The sequence below is a fragment of the Polaribacter sp. OB-PA-B3 genome (genome assembly GCF_054589375.1).
Genome location: NZ_BAAIIX010000004.1, coordinates 284,579 through 303,272, shown reverse-complemented (window position 1 = coordinate 303,272; position 18,694 = coordinate 284,579). Strand labels below are relative to the sequence as shown.

Annotated in this window: 18 protein-coding genes and 2 tRNA genes; 18 read left to right on the top strand and 2 right to left on the bottom strand. The window is 31.4% G+C overall.

Features of this window, described 5'->3' with window-relative positions:
- Window positions 1–26: 26 nt before the first annotated feature.
- Window positions 27–1,022 (bottom strand): outer membrane beta-barrel protein, encoded by a 996-nt coding sequence (locus ACYPV9_RS10060; protein WP_459743423.1) that lies wholly within the window; start codon window positions 1,020–1,022, stop codon window positions 27–29.
- Window positions 1,023–1,295: 273 nt separating this feature from the next.
- Here ACYPV9_RS10060 and ACYPV9_RS10055 point away from each other — a divergent pair, with 273 nt between their 5' ends.
- Window positions 1,296–2,078 (top strand): tRNA pseudouridine synthase A, encoded by a 783-nt coding sequence (locus tag ACYPV9_RS10055; RefSeq protein ID WP_459743421.1) that lies wholly within the window; start codon window positions 1,296–1,298, stop codon window positions 2,076–2,078.
- Between the two features lie 158 nt (window positions 2,079–2,236).
- Here ACYPV9_RS10055 and ACYPV9_RS10050 read toward each other — a convergent pair whose 3' ends face one another.
- Entirely contained in the window at window positions 2,237–3,379 is a 1,143-nt protein-coding gene (locus tag ACYPV9_RS10050) for an acyl-CoA dehydrogenase (RefSeq protein ID WP_077811218.1), read from the bottom strand.
- A gap of 89 nt (window positions 3,380–3,468) precedes the next feature.
- Here ACYPV9_RS10050 and ACYPV9_RS10045 point away from each other — a divergent pair, with 89 nt between their 5' ends.
- From ACYPV9_RS10045 to gmd, 17 genes are all read left to right on the top strand, one after another.
- On the top strand, window positions 3,469–4,527 hold the full coding sequence (locus ACYPV9_RS10045; protein ID WP_459743418.1) for an anhydro-N-acetylmuramic acid kinase: 1,059 nt from the start codon (window positions 3,469–3,471) through the stop codon (window positions 4,525–4,527).
- 184 nt (window positions 4,528–4,711) lie between these two features.
- Window positions 4,712–5,944: a Glu/Leu/Phe/Val dehydrogenase dimerization domain-containing protein gene (locus ACYPV9_RS10040; protein WP_299065942.1), complete on the top strand. Its 1,233-nt coding sequence runs from the start codon at window positions 4,712–4,714 to the stop codon at window positions 5,942–5,944.
- A gap of 15 nt (window positions 5,945–5,959) precedes the next feature.
- Window positions 5,960–7,363 carry a sodium:proton antiporter NhaD gene (gene nhaD, locus ACYPV9_RS10035; protein ID WP_459743416.1) on the top strand — a complete coding sequence of 468 codons (1,404 nt, stop codon included), beginning with the start codon at window positions 5,960–5,962 and terminating at the stop codon, window positions 7,361–7,363.
- Between the two features lie 140 nt (window positions 7,364–7,503).
- Complete coding sequence (locus ACYPV9_RS10030; RefSeq protein WP_459743414.1) at window positions 7,504–8,193, top strand: MotA/TolQ/ExbB proton channel family protein; 690 nt, start codon at window positions 7,504–7,506, stop codon at window positions 8,191–8,193.
- 1 nt (window position 8,194) lies between these two features.
- Window positions 8,195–8,587 (top strand): ExbD/TolR family protein, encoded by a 393-nt coding sequence (locus tag ACYPV9_RS10025; protein WP_299065948.1) that lies wholly within the window; start codon window positions 8,195–8,197, stop codon window positions 8,585–8,587.
- Window positions 8,588–9,415 (top strand): energy transducer TonB, encoded by an 828-nt coding sequence (locus ACYPV9_RS10020; protein WP_299065951.1) that lies wholly within the window; start codon window positions 8,588–8,590, stop codon window positions 9,413–9,415. It begins immediately after the preceding gene.
- Window positions 9,416–9,472: 57 nt separating this feature from the next.
- The gene (locus tag ACYPV9_RS10015; protein WP_459743411.1) at window positions 9,473–10,681 is read left to right on the top strand and encodes a bifunctional folylpolyglutamate synthase/dihydrofolate synthase; all 1,209 of its coding nucleotides are present in this window, start codon (window positions 9,473–9,475) and stop codon (window positions 10,679–10,681) included.
- Between the two features lie 58 nt (window positions 10,682–10,739).
- Window positions 10,740–10,817, top strand: a tRNA-Val gene (locus ACYPV9_RS10010).
- A 120-nt stretch (window positions 10,818–10,937) separates the two neighbouring features.
- Window positions 10,938–11,015: transfer RNA gene (locus ACYPV9_RS10005), tRNA-Val, on the top strand.
- A 114-nt stretch (window positions 11,016–11,129) separates the two neighbouring features.
- Complete coding sequence (locus tag ACYPV9_RS10000) at window positions 11,130–12,110, top strand: SDR family oxidoreductase (protein ID WP_459743409.1); 981 nt, start codon at window positions 11,130–11,132, stop codon at window positions 12,108–12,110.
- Window positions 12,111–13,394, top strand: coding sequence for a nucleotide sugar dehydrogenase (locus ACYPV9_RS09995; protein ID WP_077811227.1), 1,284 nt, complete (start codon window positions 12,111–12,113; stop codon window positions 13,392–13,394).
- Between the two features lie 2 nt (window positions 13,395–13,396).
- A complete protein-coding gene (locus ACYPV9_RS09990) occupies window positions 13,397–14,332 on the top strand; it encodes a Gfo/Idh/MocA family protein (RefSeq protein WP_459743407.1) in 936 nt (311 codons plus the stop codon).
- A gap of 32 nt (window positions 14,333–14,364) precedes the next feature.
- Window positions 14,365–14,790, top strand: a complete 426-nt coding sequence (locus tag ACYPV9_RS09985) for an adenylyltransferase/cytidyltransferase family protein (protein ID WP_299065963.1) — start codon at window positions 14,365–14,367, stop codon at window positions 14,788–14,790.
- A 4-nt stretch (window positions 14,791–14,794) separates the two neighbouring features.
- Window positions 14,795–15,226, top strand: coding sequence for an adenylyltransferase/cytidyltransferase family protein (locus ACYPV9_RS09980; RefSeq protein WP_459743404.1), 432 nt, complete (start codon window positions 14,795–14,797; stop codon window positions 15,224–15,226).
- 3 nt (window positions 15,227–15,229) lie between these two features.
- Window positions 15,230–16,552, top strand: coding sequence for a UDP-glucose dehydrogenase family protein (locus ACYPV9_RS09975; protein ID WP_459743402.1), 1,323 nt, complete (start codon window positions 15,230–15,232; stop codon window positions 16,550–16,552).
- Window positions 16,553–16,558: 6 nt separating this feature from the next.
- Window positions 16,559–17,518, top strand: coding sequence for a GDP-L-fucose synthase family protein (locus ACYPV9_RS09970; RefSeq protein WP_459743400.1), 960 nt, complete (start codon window positions 16,559–16,561; stop codon window positions 17,516–17,518).
- A gap of 6 nt (window positions 17,519–17,524) precedes the next feature.
- Complete coding sequence (gmd, locus tag ACYPV9_RS09965) at window positions 17,525–18,652, top strand: GDP-mannose 4,6-dehydratase (RefSeq protein ID WP_459743398.1); 1,128 nt, start codon at window positions 17,525–17,527, stop codon at window positions 18,650–18,652.
- Window positions 18,653–18,694: the final 42 nt, after the last annotated feature.

The window sequence follows — 18,694 nt, the reverse complement described above, 5'->3', positions numbered from 1 at the left end:
TTATATAATTTTTGGTTAATTAATTCTTAGAAAGAGTATACTGCTGCTAGTGTAGCTCCTGTTACACTTTTTCCAAAAGGAACAACACCATCATCAGAAGTGTCATATCTTACCTCTGGAATTATTGTTAAGCTACCCGTCAAAGAGTAGTTACCAGATAATGTAAAAGCAGATACACTACTATCTACATCTGCTGTAGTAGTTGTAAAGAATTCTGGTCTAAATCCTAAAGAGAATTTATCAGAGAAAGTGTTTTGTAAGTATAAAGCAACACCTTTATAGCTATAGTCTGCATCGTCAGAGTTAGAATATGCTGCATTTATTCCTAAGAAGAAAGATTCAGAAACATCAAACCCACCTGTATAGTCTAAGTATAAAACATCTGTAGTTCCAAAACCATCAGCACCATAAGCTAGGTTAAAATACTGCCCTTTATATCCTGTTTGGAAACCTAATTGATAATCGTTACCAATATTTGCACCAGTAGTAATACCATGAGGATTAGTTACAGCAAACATAAAAGATAAATCTTCTGACGCTGCATAATCTAATTTAAAACCAGTGTGAGAAAAAGGACCTGCATTAAATAAGTAAGATACAGAATAGTTAAAGTTTCCTGCAGGAGAAATAACTTCATAGCCATAAAAAGTGTTAAACTGACCTAATGTTAAAGTTACTTTGTCTGATGCTTTATAGTACGCATATAATTGGTTAATTGCACCTTCGTATGCGTTTGCTGCTTTAGCTCTTGGTCCGTAAGCTAAATCTGCAACAACCCCAGCTTTTCCTTTTTCATATGAAAAAATGGTATTTACCATACCTAATCCAAAACCATTTGCAGCTGCTGCAGGATCGTCACTTGAATATAAAATTCCTAAAGAGCCAGGAGAATCGCTTTTAAGATTACTTGTATGATATACATCTACAGTTCCACTTAATGTAAATGTTCCTTTGTCTTCGTTTTCTTGTGCTGTTACTATTAAACTAGAAATGAATAGTAACGATAGAATAATTTTTTTCATAATGTGTGTTCTTTAGTTGTGTTAATTTTTTGTTAATGAACTCGGGTCAAATGTATATATTAAATTTAAGATAACAAGGGGTGTTAATTTTAAGAATGACATATTTTGGAGTTGTACCCTCAAAAAAAAGGGGGTTAAATTGAGATAAGTTTATTTTTTTGTTTTTGAAAGGTGTAAAATGTTAGGTTCGTAAAAAAGTGAACTATAATTTTGAGATATTCATAAAAATGCATGTTTTGTAAAAAAAAATGTAATTTATGTACTTTTGCACCTATGAAATATTCATTTTCTTACCTTATTTGTTTAGAATTCTTAGGGTTTAGGTTTTCTGGTTGGCAAAAGCAAAAAAATGCAAAAACATTGCACGATATGGTAGATAAATCGTTGTCTTTTGTTTTTGAAGACTTTGATTTTAAGACGATTGGAGTAGGTAGGACAGATGCTAAAGTTTCTGCTAATACTTATTATTTACAGCTTTTTAGAAATTCTGAAATTGATGAATTAACCTTTTTAAAATCTTTGAATTCTAATTTTTCTCCAGATTTTAGAGCTGTTTCTGTAAAAAAAGTATCAACAAGCTTTAATATTATCAATGCTCCTAAGGTTAAAGAATATCACTATTATTTTTCTTTTGGTGATAAGAACCACCCTTTTGCGGCTCCTTTTATGATTAATATTGATTTTAATCTGGATATTGATTTGATGAAAAAAGCAGCTAAATTGTTTGAGGGTGAGCATTATTTTCATAAATATTGTACAAAACCAAGTGAGCATACAGTGTTTAAACGAGTTATAGATGGTTGTGAAATAGTTGAAAATGATATTTTAACTGCAAATTTTTTTCCGGAAGTTTCTTATGTGTTAAAAGTTAGGGGTAAAGGTTTTTTAAGATATCAAATAAGGTTGATGATGGCTACTTTATTTGAGGTAGGTAAAGGTAATTTAGATTTAAATTTTATTGAAAACTCTCTGAAAGAAGATAATGATAGAATGTTTATGAGGAATATTGCACCTTCTTCTGGTTTGCAATTATATGCTTTAGATTTAGAACTTTAATTGGCAAAAAGGTGCAATAGCGATAGAAACGGCATCCTTTTTTTGAAGAATGAAAAAAAAGATATAGTGGATAGCGCGTTTTTTTGTTTTAAAAAATTGCCATAAAAAAAATCCATCTTTAAAAAGATGGATTTTTAAATACTTATATAATAAGGTGATTACCCTTTAATAACGCCTCTAGAAATTACAATTTTCTGAATCTCTGAAGTTCCTTCGTAAATCTGTGTAATTTTAGCATCTCTCATTAAACGTTCTACGTGGTATTCTTTTACAAAACCATTTCCACCGTGAATTTGTACTGCTTCTACAGTTTGTTCCATAGCAACTTTAGATGCGTATAACTTGGCCATTGCGCTAGACATGTCGTAATTATTGCCTTGGTCTTTATCCCAAGCAGCTTTCATAACTAACATTCTTGCTGCTTCAATTTCTGTGTACATATCTGCTAATTTAAAAGCAATTGCTTGGTGGTTGCAAATTTCTGTACCAAAAGCTTTACGTTCTTTCGAGTATTTTAAAGCTAATTCATATGCACCAGATGCAATACCTAAAGCTTGTGCGGCAATACCAATTCTTCCGCCAGAAAGTGTTTTCATGGCAAACTTAAATCCGAAACCATCTTCTCCGATTCTATTTTCTTTAGGTACTTTAACATCGTTAAATTGCAGTGTATGTGTGTCGCTACCGCGGATACCTAACTTATCTTCTTTTGGTCCTACGTGAAAACCTTCTGTTCCTTTTTCGACTATAAAAGCATTGATACCTCTATGTCCTTTAGATCGATCTGTTTGTGCTATCACTAGGTAAACATCTGCACGTCCACCACTTGTAATCCAGTTTTTTGTACCGTTAATTACGTAATGATCTCCTTTATCTTCTGCAGTTGTTGCTTGTGATGTTGCGTCTGATCCTGCTTCTGGTTCACTTAAACAAAATGCACCAACAAATTCTCCGGTAGCTAATTTTGTTAAATATTTTTGTTTTTGTTCTTCGGATGCGTAAGCTTCTAATCCGTAGCATACTAAAGAATTATTTACAGATACGATAACAGATGCAGATGCGTCTATTTTAGAAAGTTCTTCCATAATTAATACATAAGAAGTAGCATCCATGCCACTTCCTCCATATTTAGGATCTACCATAATTCCCATAAAACCTAAATCTCCCATTTTCTTAACTAACTCGTTAGGAAACTCTTGCTTGTTGTCTCTTTCGATAACTCCAGGTAATAATTCTGTTTGTGCAAAATCTCTTGCAGCATCACGAATCATGATGTGTTCTTCTGTTAAGCTAAAATCCATTTTATATTTTTATTATTTTCGTAAAATTCGACATCAAAGATATCGATTTCGTAACATATTTTCAATAGACATTTGTTAATTTTACAAATATGAATAATAATCACTTTTTTGCTTTAGGTTTAATGTCTGGTACATCTCTAGACGGAGTAGATATCGTTTATGTGAAATTTAAGAAAAATGACTATTCGTTTTTTGAAATTTTACAAGCCGAAACCATTCCGTATTCTTTAGAATGGAAACAACAATTACAAAATGCTATTCATTTTTCTTCGGAAGAATTAAAAGCTTTAGATATTTCTTATGGTAGATATTTGGCGTCTTTAATTAATAATTTCGTCTTTAATTATAAAGTTCGAGATCTAGCATTAGTAGCTTCGCATGGTCACACAATTCTACATGAACCAGACAAAGGAATTACTTTGCAAATAGGTTCTGGAAGTGAAATTGCTAAATTAACAAAGCAAAAAGTTGTTTGCGATTTTAGAACACAAGATGTTAAGTTAGGTGGGCAAGGAGCGCCTTTAGTGCCAATAGGAGACGAGTTGTTGTTTTCTAATATTGATTATTGCCTTAATCTCGGTGGGTTTTCTAATATTTCTTACAATAATAAAGGAGTTAGAATTGCTTTTGATATTTGTCCGGTAAATATCGTCTTAAATTTATACGCCAATAAATTAGGGTTAGAATATGATGCATCCGGAGAAATTGCATCTAAAGGAATCATTAATAAGGTATTATTAGAAAAGTTAAATCAATTAGAGTTTTATCAGAAAAAAGCGCCTAAATCTTTGGGTTTAGAATGGGTGCAACAACATGTAGTGCCGTTAATTGATGGTTTAGAAAAAGATGTGCCAAACGTTTTAAGAACTTTTGTAGAGCATGTAGCAATGCAAATATCTAGTGTTTTAGAAGATTCTAAATCTGTTTTAATAACTGGTGGCGGTGTATTTAATGTTTTCTTAATAGATAGAATTAAATGTTACACTAATGTTAAAATTGTTAAAGCTACCAATAACTTAATTAACTATAAAGAGGCTTTAATTTTTGCTTTCTTAGGCGTGTTAAAAATTGATAATCAGGTAAATTGTTTAAAAAGTGTTACCGGTGCTCGTAATAATCATTCATCTGGCGTAGTATTTTTACCTTAGTTTTTGATTTAAAAAGTTTTAACAATTGTTTTTTTTAGATTAAGTTTGTAGAAGTCTGTAAAATGATATAATAATTCAATAAAAAATTTTAAAAATGAATCAACTTTAGCTTCTCTAGGTAAAATATGTCGGTAAAAATGCATGGAAAATTTAGAAAATAAGTTGAAACTCAATAAAAAATAAAATGAAAGAATTATTAAAAAAATACGAAGACAAGCAACCAGAAATAGTTTTTCACTGGAAAGACCAAGAAACAGATGCAGAAGGATGGACTGTAATTAACTCTTTAAGAGGTGGTGCAGCCGGCGGAGGTACAAGAATGCGAAAAGGTTTAGATAAAAACGAAGTATTGTCTTTAGCTAAAACTATGGAGGTGAAATTTACCGTATCTGGACCAGCAATTGGTGGTGCAAAATCTGGTATTAATTTCGATCCAAACGATCCGAGAAAAAGAGGAGTTTTAGAAAGATGGTACAAAGCAGTAACTCCTTTGCTTAAGCATTATTATGGTACTGGCGGTGACTTAAATGTTGATGCAGATAAAGATGTGATTCCGATCACAGAAGATTGTGGAGTTTGGCACCCGCAAGAAGGTATTTTTAATGGTCATTTTAAACCTACCGAAGCAGATAAAATTAATAGAATTGGTCAATTACGTTTAGGTGTAATTAAAGTCATAGAAAACAAATATTTTTCCCCAGATTTATCTAGAAAATATACAGTTGCAGATATGTTAACTGGTTATGGTGTTGCAGAAGCAGTAAAACACTATTATAATATTTATGGTGGTAACATCGAAGGTAAAAGAGCCATTGTACAAGGTTTTGGAAACGTAGGTTCTGCTGCCGCTTATTATTTAACTCAGTTAGGTGCCAAAGTAGTAGGAATTATTGATAGAGATGGTGGTTTAATTAGCGAGAATGGTTTTACTATGGATGAAATGACAGATTTATTTTTATCTAAAGATGGAAATAAACTAGTTTCAGAAAATATGATACCATTTGATGAAATTAATAGTAAAATTTGGAGTTTACCAGCAGAAATATTTATTCCTGCAGCGGCTTCAAGATTGGTCTCTAAAGACCAAGTTCAGCAAATGATAGATACTGGTTTAGAAGTAATTTCTCCGGGTGCAAATGTTCCGTTTGCAGATAAAGAAATTTTCTTCGGACCAATAATGGAATACACAGACAATCATTTAAGTTTGTTGCCAGACTTTATCTCTAATTGCGGTATTGCAAGAGTTTTTGCTTATTTAATGGAGTCTAAAGTGCCATTGCCAATGCAAGACAAAGCTATTTTTGATGATACATCTGAAGTTATTAAAAAAGCATTGCAAAAAACATTTAAAAAGAGTGCGTCTAAAACAAAAATATGTTCAACAGCATTTGAAATAGCGTTAAAACAATTGATATAAATTAAATAAGAGAATATGGAATCAGTAATTATTATAGTGTTTGTAATGGGGTATCTAGCCATTACTTTAGAGCATAATTTAAAATTAGATAAATTAATACCTGCCTTAATTATGATGGCGGTATGTTGGGCTTTGGTGGCATTAGGTGTAGATAATTTTTCTAATTGGTTTGATTCTGCAAATCATGGTTTGGTAGATGGTTTTGCATCTATGGCACATGATGATAAGTTACATTTAGTAGAAGAAACGTTATTACATCATTTAGGTAAAACTGCAGAAATCTTAGTTTTCTTATTAGGTGCAATGACAATTGTAGAGATTATCGATTATTTTGATGGATTTTCTACAATTAAAGGATATGTTAATTTTAAAAGTAAGAAAAAATTACTTTGGATGTTTGCTGTATTGGCTTTCATATTGTCTGCAATTATAGATAACTTAACAGCAACGATTGTATTGATTTCTATACTTCAAAAAATTGTTAAAACAAGAGAAGATAGAATTTGGTTTGCTGGTTTAATTATTATTGCGGCAAATGCTGGTGGAGCTTTTTCTCCTATTGGTGATGTTACAACTACAATGCTTTGGATTGGTGATAAAGTAAGTACAGGTATGTTATTTACTTATTTATTTATACCTTCTTTATTATGTATGGTTGTACCAACATTTATTGCTACATTTTTACCTGCTTTTAAAGGGGAAATAGATTTTGATGAAAACGAGGTTGAAAAACCGAAAAGTAGACATAGTGCAAGAATGTTGTATTTAGGGTTAGGTGCAATTTTATTTGTTCCGGTATTTAAAACAGTTACACATTTACCACCGTATGTAGGTATGATGCTTTCTTTAGCAATTGTTGCAACTTTTGCAGAGATTTATAGTAATTCTAAATTCTCTATTTCTACGGTAGAAGGAGAACAAGCAGATGAGCATGAAAGTGGTGCGCACCATAGTCCTGTACATTCGTCATTATCAAAAATTGAAATGCCAAGTATTTTATTTTTCTTAGGTATTTTAATGGCTGTTGCAGCGTTAGAATCTTTAGGTATTTTATTTAATTTTGCAGACAGTTTAAAACAAGGAATTCCGTTAATAGGAACAGAGTTAAGCGGAACAGGAGTTTCTGATTTAGTTGTGATTTTATTAGGAATTGGTTCTGCAATTATTGATAATGTACCATTAGTAGCAGCAAGTTTAGGGATGTTTTCTGAAGGTTTAGATGATCCGTTATGGCACTTTATAGCATTTTCTGCAGGTACAGGAGGAAGTATGCTAATAATTGGTTCTGCAGCAGGTGTTGTTGCAATGGGTATGGAAAAAATTGATTTTTTCTGGTATATCAAAAAAATATCTTGGTTGGCTTTAATAGGTTTCTTAATAGGGTCTGTATCATTCGTAGTTTTAAGAATGTTTATCTAATCAATTAACAAAATATTTATCAAATGCCATTTTGTAAGTAACAAAATGGCATTTTTTACATTATATAAAAACCTTTTTATTTTAAAGCAATTTTAAAATAGAAATTTCGTTACTAAGTAAGAACTTTAAAAGAAAACTAAATGGTGTCATCTTTTCAAGAAAATAAAGAATTGTTAGAAGAAACAGTTTCCGAAGAAAAAACACTTTCTATTTATAATTTAATTATGGATGGAGGTATTGGTGGTCAAATAATAATAGCAATACTATTTGTTTTACTGGCTGTAGGATTGTACATATATTTTGAAAGATTTTTTGCAATTAAGGCAGCTTCTAAAGTTGATGAAAATTTTATGGACGAGATTAGAGATTATGTGTCAAACGGAAAGTTAGATGAAGCTAAATCTTTATGTGAAAGTAAAAATTCGCCAACGGCAAGGTTAATTAAAAAAGGAATTACAAGAATAGGGAAACCTTTAGAAGATATAAACACAGCTATAGAAACCGCAGGTAAGTTAGAAGTGTATCAATTAGAAAAAAATGTAAGCGTACTTGCAACAATTGCAGGTGCTGCACCAATGATTGGTTTTTTAGGTACCGTAATAGGTATGATTGTGGCTATTCATGAAATAGCGAATGCAGGCGGACAAATAGATATTAAAATGCTTTCTGATGGTTTATATACTGCAATGACAACAACCGTTGCTGGTTTAATTGTTGGTATTATTGCTTATATAACTTACAATCATTTAGTGGTAAGAACAGACAAAGTAGTATATCAAATGGAAGCTAAATCTGTAGAGTTTTTAGATTTATTAAACGAACCTGTTTAGTATGAATTTAAGAGGTAGAAATAAAGTAGATCCGTCTTTCAATATGTCTTCAATGACAGATATTGTTTTTTTATTATTGATATTTTTTATGCTAACTTCTACATTAGTAACAGTAAGTGCTATCGATGTTATCTTACCAAAAGCAGGTGGAAAAACTGAAAATAGCAAGTCAGTTGCTGTTACAATTACTAATAATTCTCTATTTTATATTAATAAATCAAAAGTAACTTCTACGGATTTAGAAAAGGAAATTTTAAGAGAAGTAGGTGTAGACAAAAAGAAAACGATTGTTATTAGAGGAGATCAAGATGTGCCTTATAAAAATGTGATGAAAGTAATTGATATTGCAAATAAGAATAAACTAAAAATGATTTTAGCTGTTAAAGGTAAATAAATGGCAATTTTAGATACAGCACATAAGCGTAAATCTGCATTAATTACTGCACTAATTCTGATTTTATTAATCTTCGGAATTTATAATTATGGAATGCAGTATTTAGATCCGCCAGAAGAATATGGTTTAGCTATTAATTTTGGAGATTCTAATGTAGGAAGCGGAGAGCCAGTTGTTAAATCAAAAAAGACAGAGTTTAAGAAAATAGATAAAGTAGAAGAGGTTGTTGATGAGGTAGAAGAAACTGCTAAAGAAGTTGTAAATGAAGAATTAGTTACACAAGAAACAACTAAAGAAGTGCCAGTTGTTGAAAAAGTAAAAGAACTAAAAAAAGAACCTACTAAAGAGGAAGTAAAAAAAGTTGAAGTAAAGAAGAAACCTAAACCAAAACCATCTAAAGAAAATCAAGATGCGTTAAACAAACTATTAAATGGTAATGATGTGTCTGGAGACCCGAAAGGAGAAGGTGATGATAAGGTAGAAGGTGTTAAAGGAAAGAAAGGCGGTGATGAAAAATCTTCTAAATACTACGGTAACACAGGTTCTGGTTCGGGCGGAAATTATAATCTCTCGGGTAGAAAAGCATTGTCTAAACCAATTAATCAGCCAGATTGTAACGAAGAAGGTATAGTGGTTGTTAAAATTAGAGTAAATAAAAACGGTAAAGTAATTTACGCTAAAGCTGGTGAAAAAGGAACTACAAATAGCAAGCCTTGTTTAGCGAAACCTGCAGAAGCGGCTGCTCTTAAGACTACATGGAATCCTGATAGTGATGCACCCGCAGTGCAAACCGGTACAATTATTTATAAGTTTTCTTTGTCTAAATAATCGCTTACATTTGTTTCTTAAAAGTTACTTTTTTTATAAAAGTATTATTTCATTAAAATGACCTACAAAGAAACTTTAGATTGGATGTTTTCGCAATTACCAATGTATCAAAAACAAGGTAAAACAGCGTTTAAAAAAGACTTGACTAATATTCTAGCATTATCAGAAAAGTTAAATTTTCCAGAGAAAAAAATTAAGACTATTCACGTTGGAGGTACTAACGGAAAAGGTTCTACAAGTCATATGTTGGCGTCCATTTTACAAGAAGCTGGGTATAAGGTTGGCTTGTATACTTCACCTCATTTAAAAAATTTTACAGAACGAATTAAAATTAACGGAGAAGAAATTCCAGAAGTAAGAGTAATGTCTTTTATTAGAGAGAATAAAGCATTTCTAGAAAAACAACAACTTTCTTTTTTTGAAATGACGGTTGGTTTAGCTTTTGATTATTTTTCATCAGAAAAAGTAGATATTGCAATTATTGAAGTTGGTTTAGGAGGTAGGTTAGATTCTACAAATATTATCACTCCAGAAGTTTCTGTAATTACCAATATAGGATTAGATCATACGCAGTTTTTAGGGGAAACTCTACCTGAAATTGCTTTTGAAAAAGCAGGAATTATAAAAAAAGGAGTTCCGGTTATAATTGGTGAAGAACAAGAAGAGGTTAAGGAGGTTTTTATGAATAAAGCATTAAGTGAAAATGCTTTAATTGAGTTTGCTTCAGATTCCGAAGAAGTCTATAAAACAGATTTGTTAGGAGACTATCAGGTTAAAAATGTAAAAACAGCCGTGGCGTCAATTAAAAAGTTAAAGACATTCAAGGTAACTGAAGAAAATATCAAAAAGGGGTTGCTAAACGTAGTAAAAAATACAAGTTTAAAAGGGAGGTGGCAGATTTTACAAAATACTCCTAAAGTTATTTGTGACACTGCGCATAATAAAGAAGGATTAAGTTTGGTTTTAAATCAACTGAAAAAAGAAAGATTTTTAAACTTACATATTGTTTTAGGGGTGGTTTCTGATAAAAAATTAGAAGAGGTATTGCCTTTGTTTCCTAAAGATGCTAATTATTATTTCTGTAAACCAGATATTCCAAGAGGATTACCTGCGGATATTCTAGAAGAAAAAGCAAAAGAATTTAAGTTATTCGGAAAAACTTTTCTCTCAGTTAGAAAGGCGTTTGATAAAGCTGTAAGTGTTGCTAATCAAGATGATATAGTTTATGTAGGAGGGAGTACTTTTGTAGTTGCAGAAATAATTTAAAGAAAGTTTGTTTTTTATTTGGTAGGTTTAAAATCTATCTTATATTTGCATCCGCTTAGGGCAATTAGCTCAGTTGGTTCAGAGCACCTCGTTTACACCGAGGGGGTCGGGGGTTCGAATCCCTCATTGCCCACCAAGTAAATCCTACTAGAAATAGTAGGATTTTTTTATTGAAATTGTTTGATTAAAATAATTATTTATTTTTAAGAAAAAATTTCTCTAGATTAAAAAAACATTATATATTTGCATCCGCTTAGGGCAATTAGCTCAGTTGGTTCAGAGCACCTCGTTTACACCGAGGGGGTCGGGGGTTCGAATCCCTCATTGCCCACCAAGTAAAATCCTTCACAATTTGTGAGGGATTTTTTAGTTTTATATAAATCTAAAATCTCACAAGTGGTTCTTTTTTATTACATTTGTTTTCTTGAGAAAAGGTAAAAAGAGCACAATGCATATAGATTTATCAGGAAAAAAAATACTTGTTACAGGAGGGGCCGGATTTATAGGTTCTAATTTGTGTGAAGTATTACTGGCTAAAGAAAATACTGTAGTTTGCTTAGATAATTTTTCAACAGGAAAAAGAGAAAATATTCTATCTTTTTTAGAGAATCCTAACTTTACTTTAATTGAAGGTGATATAAGAAATATTGAAACTTGTTTAAAAGCAAGTTTAAATGTAGATTATGTATTGCATCAAGCGGCATTAGGTTCTGTGCCTAGGTCTATTAAAGATCCAGTTACTTCAAACGAGGTTAATGTTGGTGGGTTTTTAAATATGTTAGTTGCGGCTAAAGAAAATAAAGTAAAAAGGTTTGTTTATGCTGCAAGTTCATCAACTTATGGTGACTCAGATTCATTGCCAAAAGTAGAATCTGTAATAGGAAAACCTTTATCGCCTTATGCAATTACTAAATATGTTAATGAACTTTATGCAGATGTTTTTAGCAAAACATACGGGATAGAAACTATTGGTTTAAGGTATTTTAATGTCTTCGGAAAAAGACAAGATGCTAATGGTGCTTATGCGGCTGTTATTCCTAAATTTATCAATCAGTTACTTAAGTTAGAATCTCCAACCATTAACGGAGATGGTTTACATTCTCGAGACTTTACGTATATAGATAATATAATTCAGATTAATTTATTGAGTTTAGTTGCTGATAAAAACGCTATAAATACTGTTTACAATGCAGCTTTCGGAGATCGAAATTCATTAAATGATTTAGTTAGTTATTTAAAAGAGTACTTGTCAGAATATAATTCAGAAATAAAAAATATAGATGTAATTCATGGTCCTAATAGGTTAGGAGATATTCCGCATTCTCATGCAGAAATCAAGAAAGCCAAAGAATTTTTAAATTACAATCCTAAATATTCTTTAAAAGAAGGGTTAAAAGAGTCTATAAAATGGTACGTAGAAAATTTATAAATGAGTAAAATTAAAATTACAATAATCGGTTTAGGGTATGTTGGTTTGCCATTGGCTAGACTTTTTGCTACAAAATATGCTGTAGTTGGTTTTGATATCAATGAAAATAGAGTTGCTGATTTAAAGACGGGTGTCGATGCGACTTTAGAAGTGGAGGAAGATATTTTAAAAGAGGTTTTAGTTGATGATAATAATCACGAAAAAGGATTGTTTTTCACAACATCTAAAGAAGATATTAAAGATAGTAATTACTACATAGTTACAGTTCCAACTCCGGTTGATAAAAATAACAGACCTGTTTTAACTCCTTTAATAAAAGCAAGTGAACTTATTGGAGGTGTTCTTAAGAAGGATGATATCGTTATATATGAATCAACTGTGTACCCTGGAGCAACTGAAGAAGATTGTATTCCGGTTTTAGAAAATATTTCTGGTTTAGAATTTAATAAAGATTTTTTTGCAGGTTATTCGCCAGAAAGAATAAATCCAGGAGATAAAAAACATACTGTCGATAAAATATTAAAAGTAACATCGGGCTCTAATAAAGAAACAGGTATTAAAGTTGATAAATTATACAATTCTGTAATTACTGCAGGAACTCATTTGGCATCATCAATTAAAGTTGCAGAAGCGGCAAAAGTTATCGAAAACTCTCAAAGAGATATTAATATTGCTTTTGTAAATGAGTTGGCGAAAATTTTTAATTTAATGGATATTAATACACAAGATGTTTTAGCCGCTGCTGGTACAAAATGGAATTTTTTACCATTTAAACCAGGTTTGGTTGGCGGACATTGTATTGGTGTTGATCCATATTACTTAGCGCAAAAAGCCCAAGAGTTTGGGTATCATCCAGAAATTATTCTTTCTGGTAGAAGAGTAAATGATAGTATGGGGAAATATGTTGCCTCTGAAGTGGCGAAACTAATGATAAAAGAAGGTGTTGAGGTAAAAGATGCAGCTGTGTTGGTGTTGGGTATTACTTTTAAAGAAAATTGTCCTGATGTTAGAAATACAAAAGCAGTTGATGTTGTAAATGAGTTGGTTGATTTTGGAACAAATGTTACAATTTTCGATCCCTGTGCAGATCCTGCTCAAGTTAAAAAAGAATACAATTTAGAGTCTCAAACTACGTTACCAAATAAAAAGTTTGATGCCATTGTGTTGACAGTTTCTCATGAAGAATATAAAACGATAAATTTGAATTCTTTAAAAAATGAGAAAGCTGTAGTATATGATGTTAAGAATTTTTTCGATTCCAAAGTAGTAGATAAATCATTATAAAGATGAAAAACTTTGCATTAATAGGTGCCGCAGGTTACATTGCACCAAGACATTTAAAAGCGATAAAGGATACTAATAATAATTTAGTTGCAGCCTTAGATAAATTTGATTCTGTTGGTGTAATGGATAGCTTTTTTCCGAATGCAGATTTTTTTGTTGAATTCGAGAGATTTGATAGGCACATAGAGAAGTTAAAGAGAAATCAAAATACAAATTTAGACTACGTAAGTATTTGTACTCCCAATTATTTACATGATTCTCACATAAGAATGGCATTAAGAAGAGGTGCTGATGCTATTTGTGAAAAACCAATTGTATTAAATCCTTGGAATATTGATGCTTTAGCGGCAATTGAAAAAGAGTCTCAAGGTAAAATAAATACGATTCTTCAGTTAAGATTGCATGAATCTATTATTCAATTGAAAAATAAAGTAGATTTAGCAAATAAAAAAGGGAAGTACGATATTGATTTAACATATATTACTTCGAGAGGTAAGTGGTATGATATTTCATGGAAAGGCGATGAGGCAAAATCGGGAGGAATAGCAACAAATATTGGTGTTCATTTTTATGATATGCTATCTTGGATTTTTGGTAACGTGCAAGAGAATGTAGTGCATTTAAGAAAGAAGCATAAAGCAGCAGGGTATTTAGAGTTCGAAAATGCTAGAGTTCGTTGGTTTTTATCTATTGATGAAAACGATCTGCCAATAGAAGTTAAAGAGAAATCGCAAAGAACGTATAGATCTATAACTATAGATAATGAAGAACTAGAATTTAGTAATGGATTTACAGAATTGCATACTAAAAGTTATCAACAGATTTTATTAAATAAAGGTTTTGGGTTAGATGAGGTAAAAAACTCTATAGAAATCGTTCATGATATAAGAAATAAAGGTATATTACAAACAGGTGAAAAACACCCCTTTGTAAAGTAAATAATTAATCTATATTTGCATAAAAATTAAAAATGAAGAAAAAAGCAATCATCGTTTCTGGTTACTTTAACCCGATTCATAAAGGACATTTAGAGTATTTTAACAATGCTAAAAACTTAGCAGACGAATTATTTGTAATCGTTAACAGCGATTTGCAAAGAGAGCTAAAAGGTTCTAAAGAATTTCAAAAGGAAGAAGAGCGTTTGTTTATTGTTCAGAATATAAAAGCTGTTGATAAAGCATTTATATCTATTGATAAGGATAGAACCGTATGCGCATCTATTAAACAGATTCATGATACCTTTGGTGAAGAATATCAACTGGGCTTTGCAAATGGTGGAGACCAGAATAATAATTCTATTCCAGAAGTGCCTACTTGTAAAGAGTTAAATATCGATTTAATTGATGGTTTAGGTGATAAAATACAGTCATCATCTTGGTTGTTAAATAAAAAATAAGAAAATGAAAATAGGGATAACTTTTAGTGCTTTTGATTTGTTTCATGCAGGTCATGTTAAGATGTTAGAAGATGCAAAACGCGAGTGCGATTATTTAATTTGTGGTTTGCAAACTGACCCAACTTTAGATAGACCAGAAAAAAATAGGCCAGTACAATCTGTTGTAGAAAGATATATTCAGTTAAAGGGGTGTAAGTATGTAGACGAAATTGTGCCTTATGCTACAGAGCAAGATTTAGAGGATGTTTTAAGATCTTTTAAAATTGATGTGCGTATTATTGGTGATGAATACGCTAGTAAGATGTTTACAGGGAGGCAGTATTGCGAAGAAAAAGGGATTGAATTATACTTTAATAAAAGAGAACACCGTTTTTCTAGTAGTGGATTACGTAAAGAGGTACAAGAAAAAGAAAATTTAAAAGTAAAAGATAAATAGTTTATGAAAATAGCTGTTATAGGCTCTGGTTATGTAGGTTTAGTTTCTGGTACTTGTTTTGCAGAAATGGGAAACAAAGTAACTTGTGTTGATATAGATCAAAATAAAATACAAAAATTAGAACAAGGTATTATTCCTATTTTTGAACCAGGTTTGGAGCAAATGGTTTTGAAAAATGTAAAAAATAATAATTTATTTTTTACAACGCAATTAGGTGAGGCAATTAGTGATGCCGAAATTGTGTTTATTGCAGTAGGAACTCCTATGGGAGATGATGGTTCTGCAGATTTGCAATACGTTTTAGCTGTTGCTAAATCTATTGGAGAAACCATGAATAAAAGATTAATAGTTGTTGATAAATCTACAGTTCCTATTGGTACAGCAGATAAAGTGAAGGCTACTATTCAAGCAGAATTGAACAAAAGAGGTGAGAATATTGAATTTCATGTAGTTTCAAATCCAGAGTTTTTAAAAGAAGGAGCGGCTATTGATGATTTTATGAAACCAGATAGGGTTGTAATTGGTGCAGATTCAGATTATGCTTTTGATAAAATGAAACAACTATATTCACCTTTTTTCAGGACTCACGATCGTTTCATAACAATGGATATCCGTTCTGCGGAAATGACAAAATACGCTGCAAATACAATGTTAGCAACAAAAATTTCATTTATGAATGAGATTGCGAATATTTGTGAAAGAGTAGGTGCAGATGCCAATAAAGTAAGAATTGGTATTGGTTCAGATAAAAGAATAGGTTACAGTTTTATTTACCCTGGCGCAGGTTATGGTGGTTCTTGTTTTCCTAAGGATGTTAAAGCTCTTAAAAAAATTGCAGAAGAAAACGGGTACAAAGCAAACTTAATTGAATCTGTAGAAAACGTAAATGATGCTCAAAAGTTAGTGATTGCTAATAAAATAGTAAAACGCTTTGGCGAAGATTTAACTGGTTTTACTTTTGGTTTATGGGGATTAGCTTTTAAGCCAGGAACTGATGATATGAGAGAAGCACCGGCTATTTATATCGTTAAAGAATTAGAAAAGAGAGGAGCAAAAGTAAATGCTTACGATCCGAAAGCAATCGAAGAATCTAAAGAGTTTTACTTAAAAGATGCAAAAAATATAAAGTATTGTAATTCTAAATACGAGGTTTTACAAGGTGCTGATGCTTTAATTTTGTTAACAGAATGGAAAGAGTTTAGATCTCCTGATTTTGAAGAAATTAAAACACAGTTAAAATCTCCAATTATTTTTGATGGAAGAAATCAGTACAATGCATTTAATCTAGAAGACAACGGATTTGAATATTTTCAAATTGGTAAATAGTTTGTAATGAATAAAAAAGCTAAAATTTATATTGCTGGTCATCGTGGAATGGTAGGTTCTGCTGTTTGGAGAGCTTTAGAGAAAAAAGGTTATACAAATCTAATAGGTAAAACTAGCAAAGAATTAGATTTAAAAAATCAAGTAGAGGTTCTTAAATTTCTTGAAACAGAAAAACCAGAGGCTATTATTGATGCAGCAGCAAGAGTTGGAGGTATTTTAGCAAACAATGATTTTCCTTACCAATTTCTAATGGAAAATATGCAAATTCAAAATAATTTAATTGATAGTGCACTAAAGTCTGGTATTAATAAATTTATTTTTTTAGGAAGTTCTTGTATTTACCCAAAGTTGGCTCCACAGCCGCTTAAGGAAGAGTATTTACTAACAGATTCGTTAGAACCAACCAACGAATGGTATGCAATTGCAAAAATAACAGGTGTAAAAGCTTGTCAAGCAATTAGAAAGCAGTTTAATAAAGATTATGTAAGTTTAATGCCCACAAATTTGTACGGGTATTTCGATAATTTTGATTTAGAAACCTCACACGTATTACCTGCAATGTTACGTAAGTTTCATGAAGCTAAAATAAATGGAAATTCAGATGTTACCCTTTGGGGAAGTGGAACGCCAATGAGAGAATTTTTATTTGTAGATGACATGGCAGAAGCAGTAGTGTATGCTTTAGAAAATAAGTTGCCAGAGTATTTATATAATGTTGGTTCTGGTAAAGACATTACAATAAAAGAATTGGCAGAAACAATTCAAAAAGTTACAGGTCACAATGGAAATATTGTTTGGGATTCTGAAAAACCAGACGGCACACCTAGAAAGTTAATGGATGTTTCAAAAATGAAAAATATCGGTTGGGAATATTCAACAGAATTATTAGAAGGAATAGAAAAAACCTATGAATGGTTTTTAAATAATATAGAGAATATAAAGGAAGTAAAGTTAGAAGCGAATTAAATTTTTATGAAAGTAGCATTAATTACAGGAATTACAGGGCAGGACGGTTCTTATTTAGCAGAGCTATTATTAGAAAAAGGGTATATGGTACATGGTATCAAAAGAAGGGCATCTCTTTTTAATACGGATAGAATAGATCATTTGTATCAGGATCCGCACGACCCAAATCAAAGGTTAAAACTACATTATGGTGATTTAACAGATTCTATGAATTTAACTAGAATCATACAAGAGTGTCAACCAGATGAAATTTACAATTTAGGTGCGATGTCTCATGTAAAAGTTTCATTTGATATGCCAGAATATGTTGGTAATGTTGACGGGCTTGGTACTTTAAGAATACTAGAAGCTGTAAGAATTCTAGGTTTAGAAAAGAAAACAAGAATATATCAAGCTTCAACCTCTGAATTGTTTGGTGGTTTACCTGAAAATAAGAATGAAAGAGGTTTTTATGATGAAAATTCTCCTTTGTATCCTCGTTCTCCATATGGTGTTGCAAAGATTTATGGTTTTTGGATAACAAAAAATTATCGTGAAGCATATAATATTTTTGCTTGTAACGGTCTATTGTTTAATCATGAATCTCCAAGAAGAGGAGAAACTTTTGTAACAAGAAAAATTACACGTGCTGTTGCTAAAATTGCTTTAGGATTGCAAGAAAAGGTTTATTTAGGGAACTTAGAGGCTAAACGTGATTGGGGACATGCAAAAGATTATGTGCGCATGATGTGGATGATTTTACAAGCAGATCAACCAGAAGATTGGGTGATTGCAACTGGTGTAACGACTACTGTACGTGATTTTGTGAAAATGGCTTTTAATGAAGTAGGTATTGAGTTAGAATTTAAAGGTGAGGGTGTAGATGAAAAAGCATATGTAGTTGCTTGTAACAAAAAAGAATTTCAAGTAGAAATAGGTAAAGAAGTTTTATCTGTAGATCCATCTTATTTTAGACCTACGGAAGTAGATTTATTATTAGGAGATCCAACAAAAGCAAAAGAAAAATTAGGTTGGGTACCCGAGTTTGATTTAGCTGCTTTAGTAAAAGATATGATGGAAAGCGATGTTGCTTTAATGAAAAAAGATGTAGATCTTTTAAAAGCAGGTCATGAAATTTTAAAGCAGGTTGAGTAATTTTTTAAATAAATATTACTATCATTTGATTTTCTATCAACC

Coding starts and splice junctions, on each gene's coding strand:
- ACYPV9_RS10015 (WP_459743411.1), top strand. CDS start 9,473: ATGACCTACAAAGAAACTTTAGATTGGATGTTTTCGCAATTACCAATG.
- ACYPV9_RS09980 (WP_459743404.1), top strand. CDS start 14,795: ATGAAAATAGGGATAACTTTTAGTGCTTTTGATTTGTTTCATGCAGGT.
- nhaD (WP_459743416.1), top strand. CDS start 5,960: ATGGAATCAGTAATTATTATAGTGTTTGTAATGGGGTATCTAGCCATT.
- ACYPV9_RS10040 (WP_299065942.1), top strand. CDS start 4,712: ATGAAAGAATTATTAAAAAAATACGAAGACAAGCAACCAGAAATAGTT.
- ACYPV9_RS09995 (WP_077811227.1), top strand. CDS start 12,111: ATGAGTAAAATTAAAATTACAATAATCGGTTTAGGGTATGTTGGTTTG.
- ACYPV9_RS10045 (WP_459743418.1), top strand. CDS start 3,469: ATGAATAATAATCACTTTTTTGCTTTAGGTTTAATGTCTGGTACATCT.
- ACYPV9_RS09985 (WP_299065963.1), top strand. CDS start 14,365: ATGAAGAAAAAAGCAATCATCGTTTCTGGTTACTTTAACCCGATTCAT.
- ACYPV9_RS10025 (WP_299065948.1), top strand. CDS start 8,195: ATGAATTTAAGAGGTAGAAATAAAGTAGATCCGTCTTTCAATATGTCT.
- ACYPV9_RS10000 (WP_459743409.1), top strand. CDS start 11,130: ATGCATATAGATTTATCAGGAAAAAAAATACTTGTTACAGGAGGGGCC.
- ACYPV9_RS09975 (WP_459743402.1), top strand. CDS start 15,230: ATGAAAATAGCTGTTATAGGCTCTGGTTATGTAGGTTTAGTTTCTGGT.
- ACYPV9_RS09970 (WP_459743400.1), top strand. CDS start 16,559: ATGAATAAAAAAGCTAAAATTTATATTGCTGGTCATCGTGGAATGGTA.
- ACYPV9_RS09990 (WP_459743407.1), top strand. CDS start 13,397: ATGAAAAACTTTGCATTAATAGGTGCCGCAGGTTACATTGCACCAAGA.
- ACYPV9_RS10030 (WP_459743414.1), top strand. CDS start 7,504: ATGGTGTCATCTTTTCAAGAAAATAAAGAATTGTTAGAAGAAACAGTT.
- ACYPV9_RS10020 (WP_299065951.1), top strand. CDS start 8,588: ATGGCAATTTTAGATACAGCACATAAGCGTAAATCTGCATTAATTACT.
- ACYPV9_RS10055 (WP_459743421.1), top strand. CDS start 1,296: ATGAAATATTCATTTTCTTACCTTATTTGTTTAGAATTCTTAGGGTTT.
- ACYPV9_RS10050 (WP_077811218.1), bottom strand. CDS start 3,379: ATGGATTTTAGCTTAACAGAAGAACACATCATGATTCGTGATGCTGCA.
- gmd (WP_459743398.1), top strand. CDS start 17,525: ATGAAAGTAGCATTAATTACAGGAATTACAGGGCAGGACGGTTCTTAT.
- ACYPV9_RS10060 (WP_459743423.1), bottom strand. CDS start 1,022: ATGAAAAAAATTATTCTATCGTTACTATTCATTTCTAGTTTAATAGTA.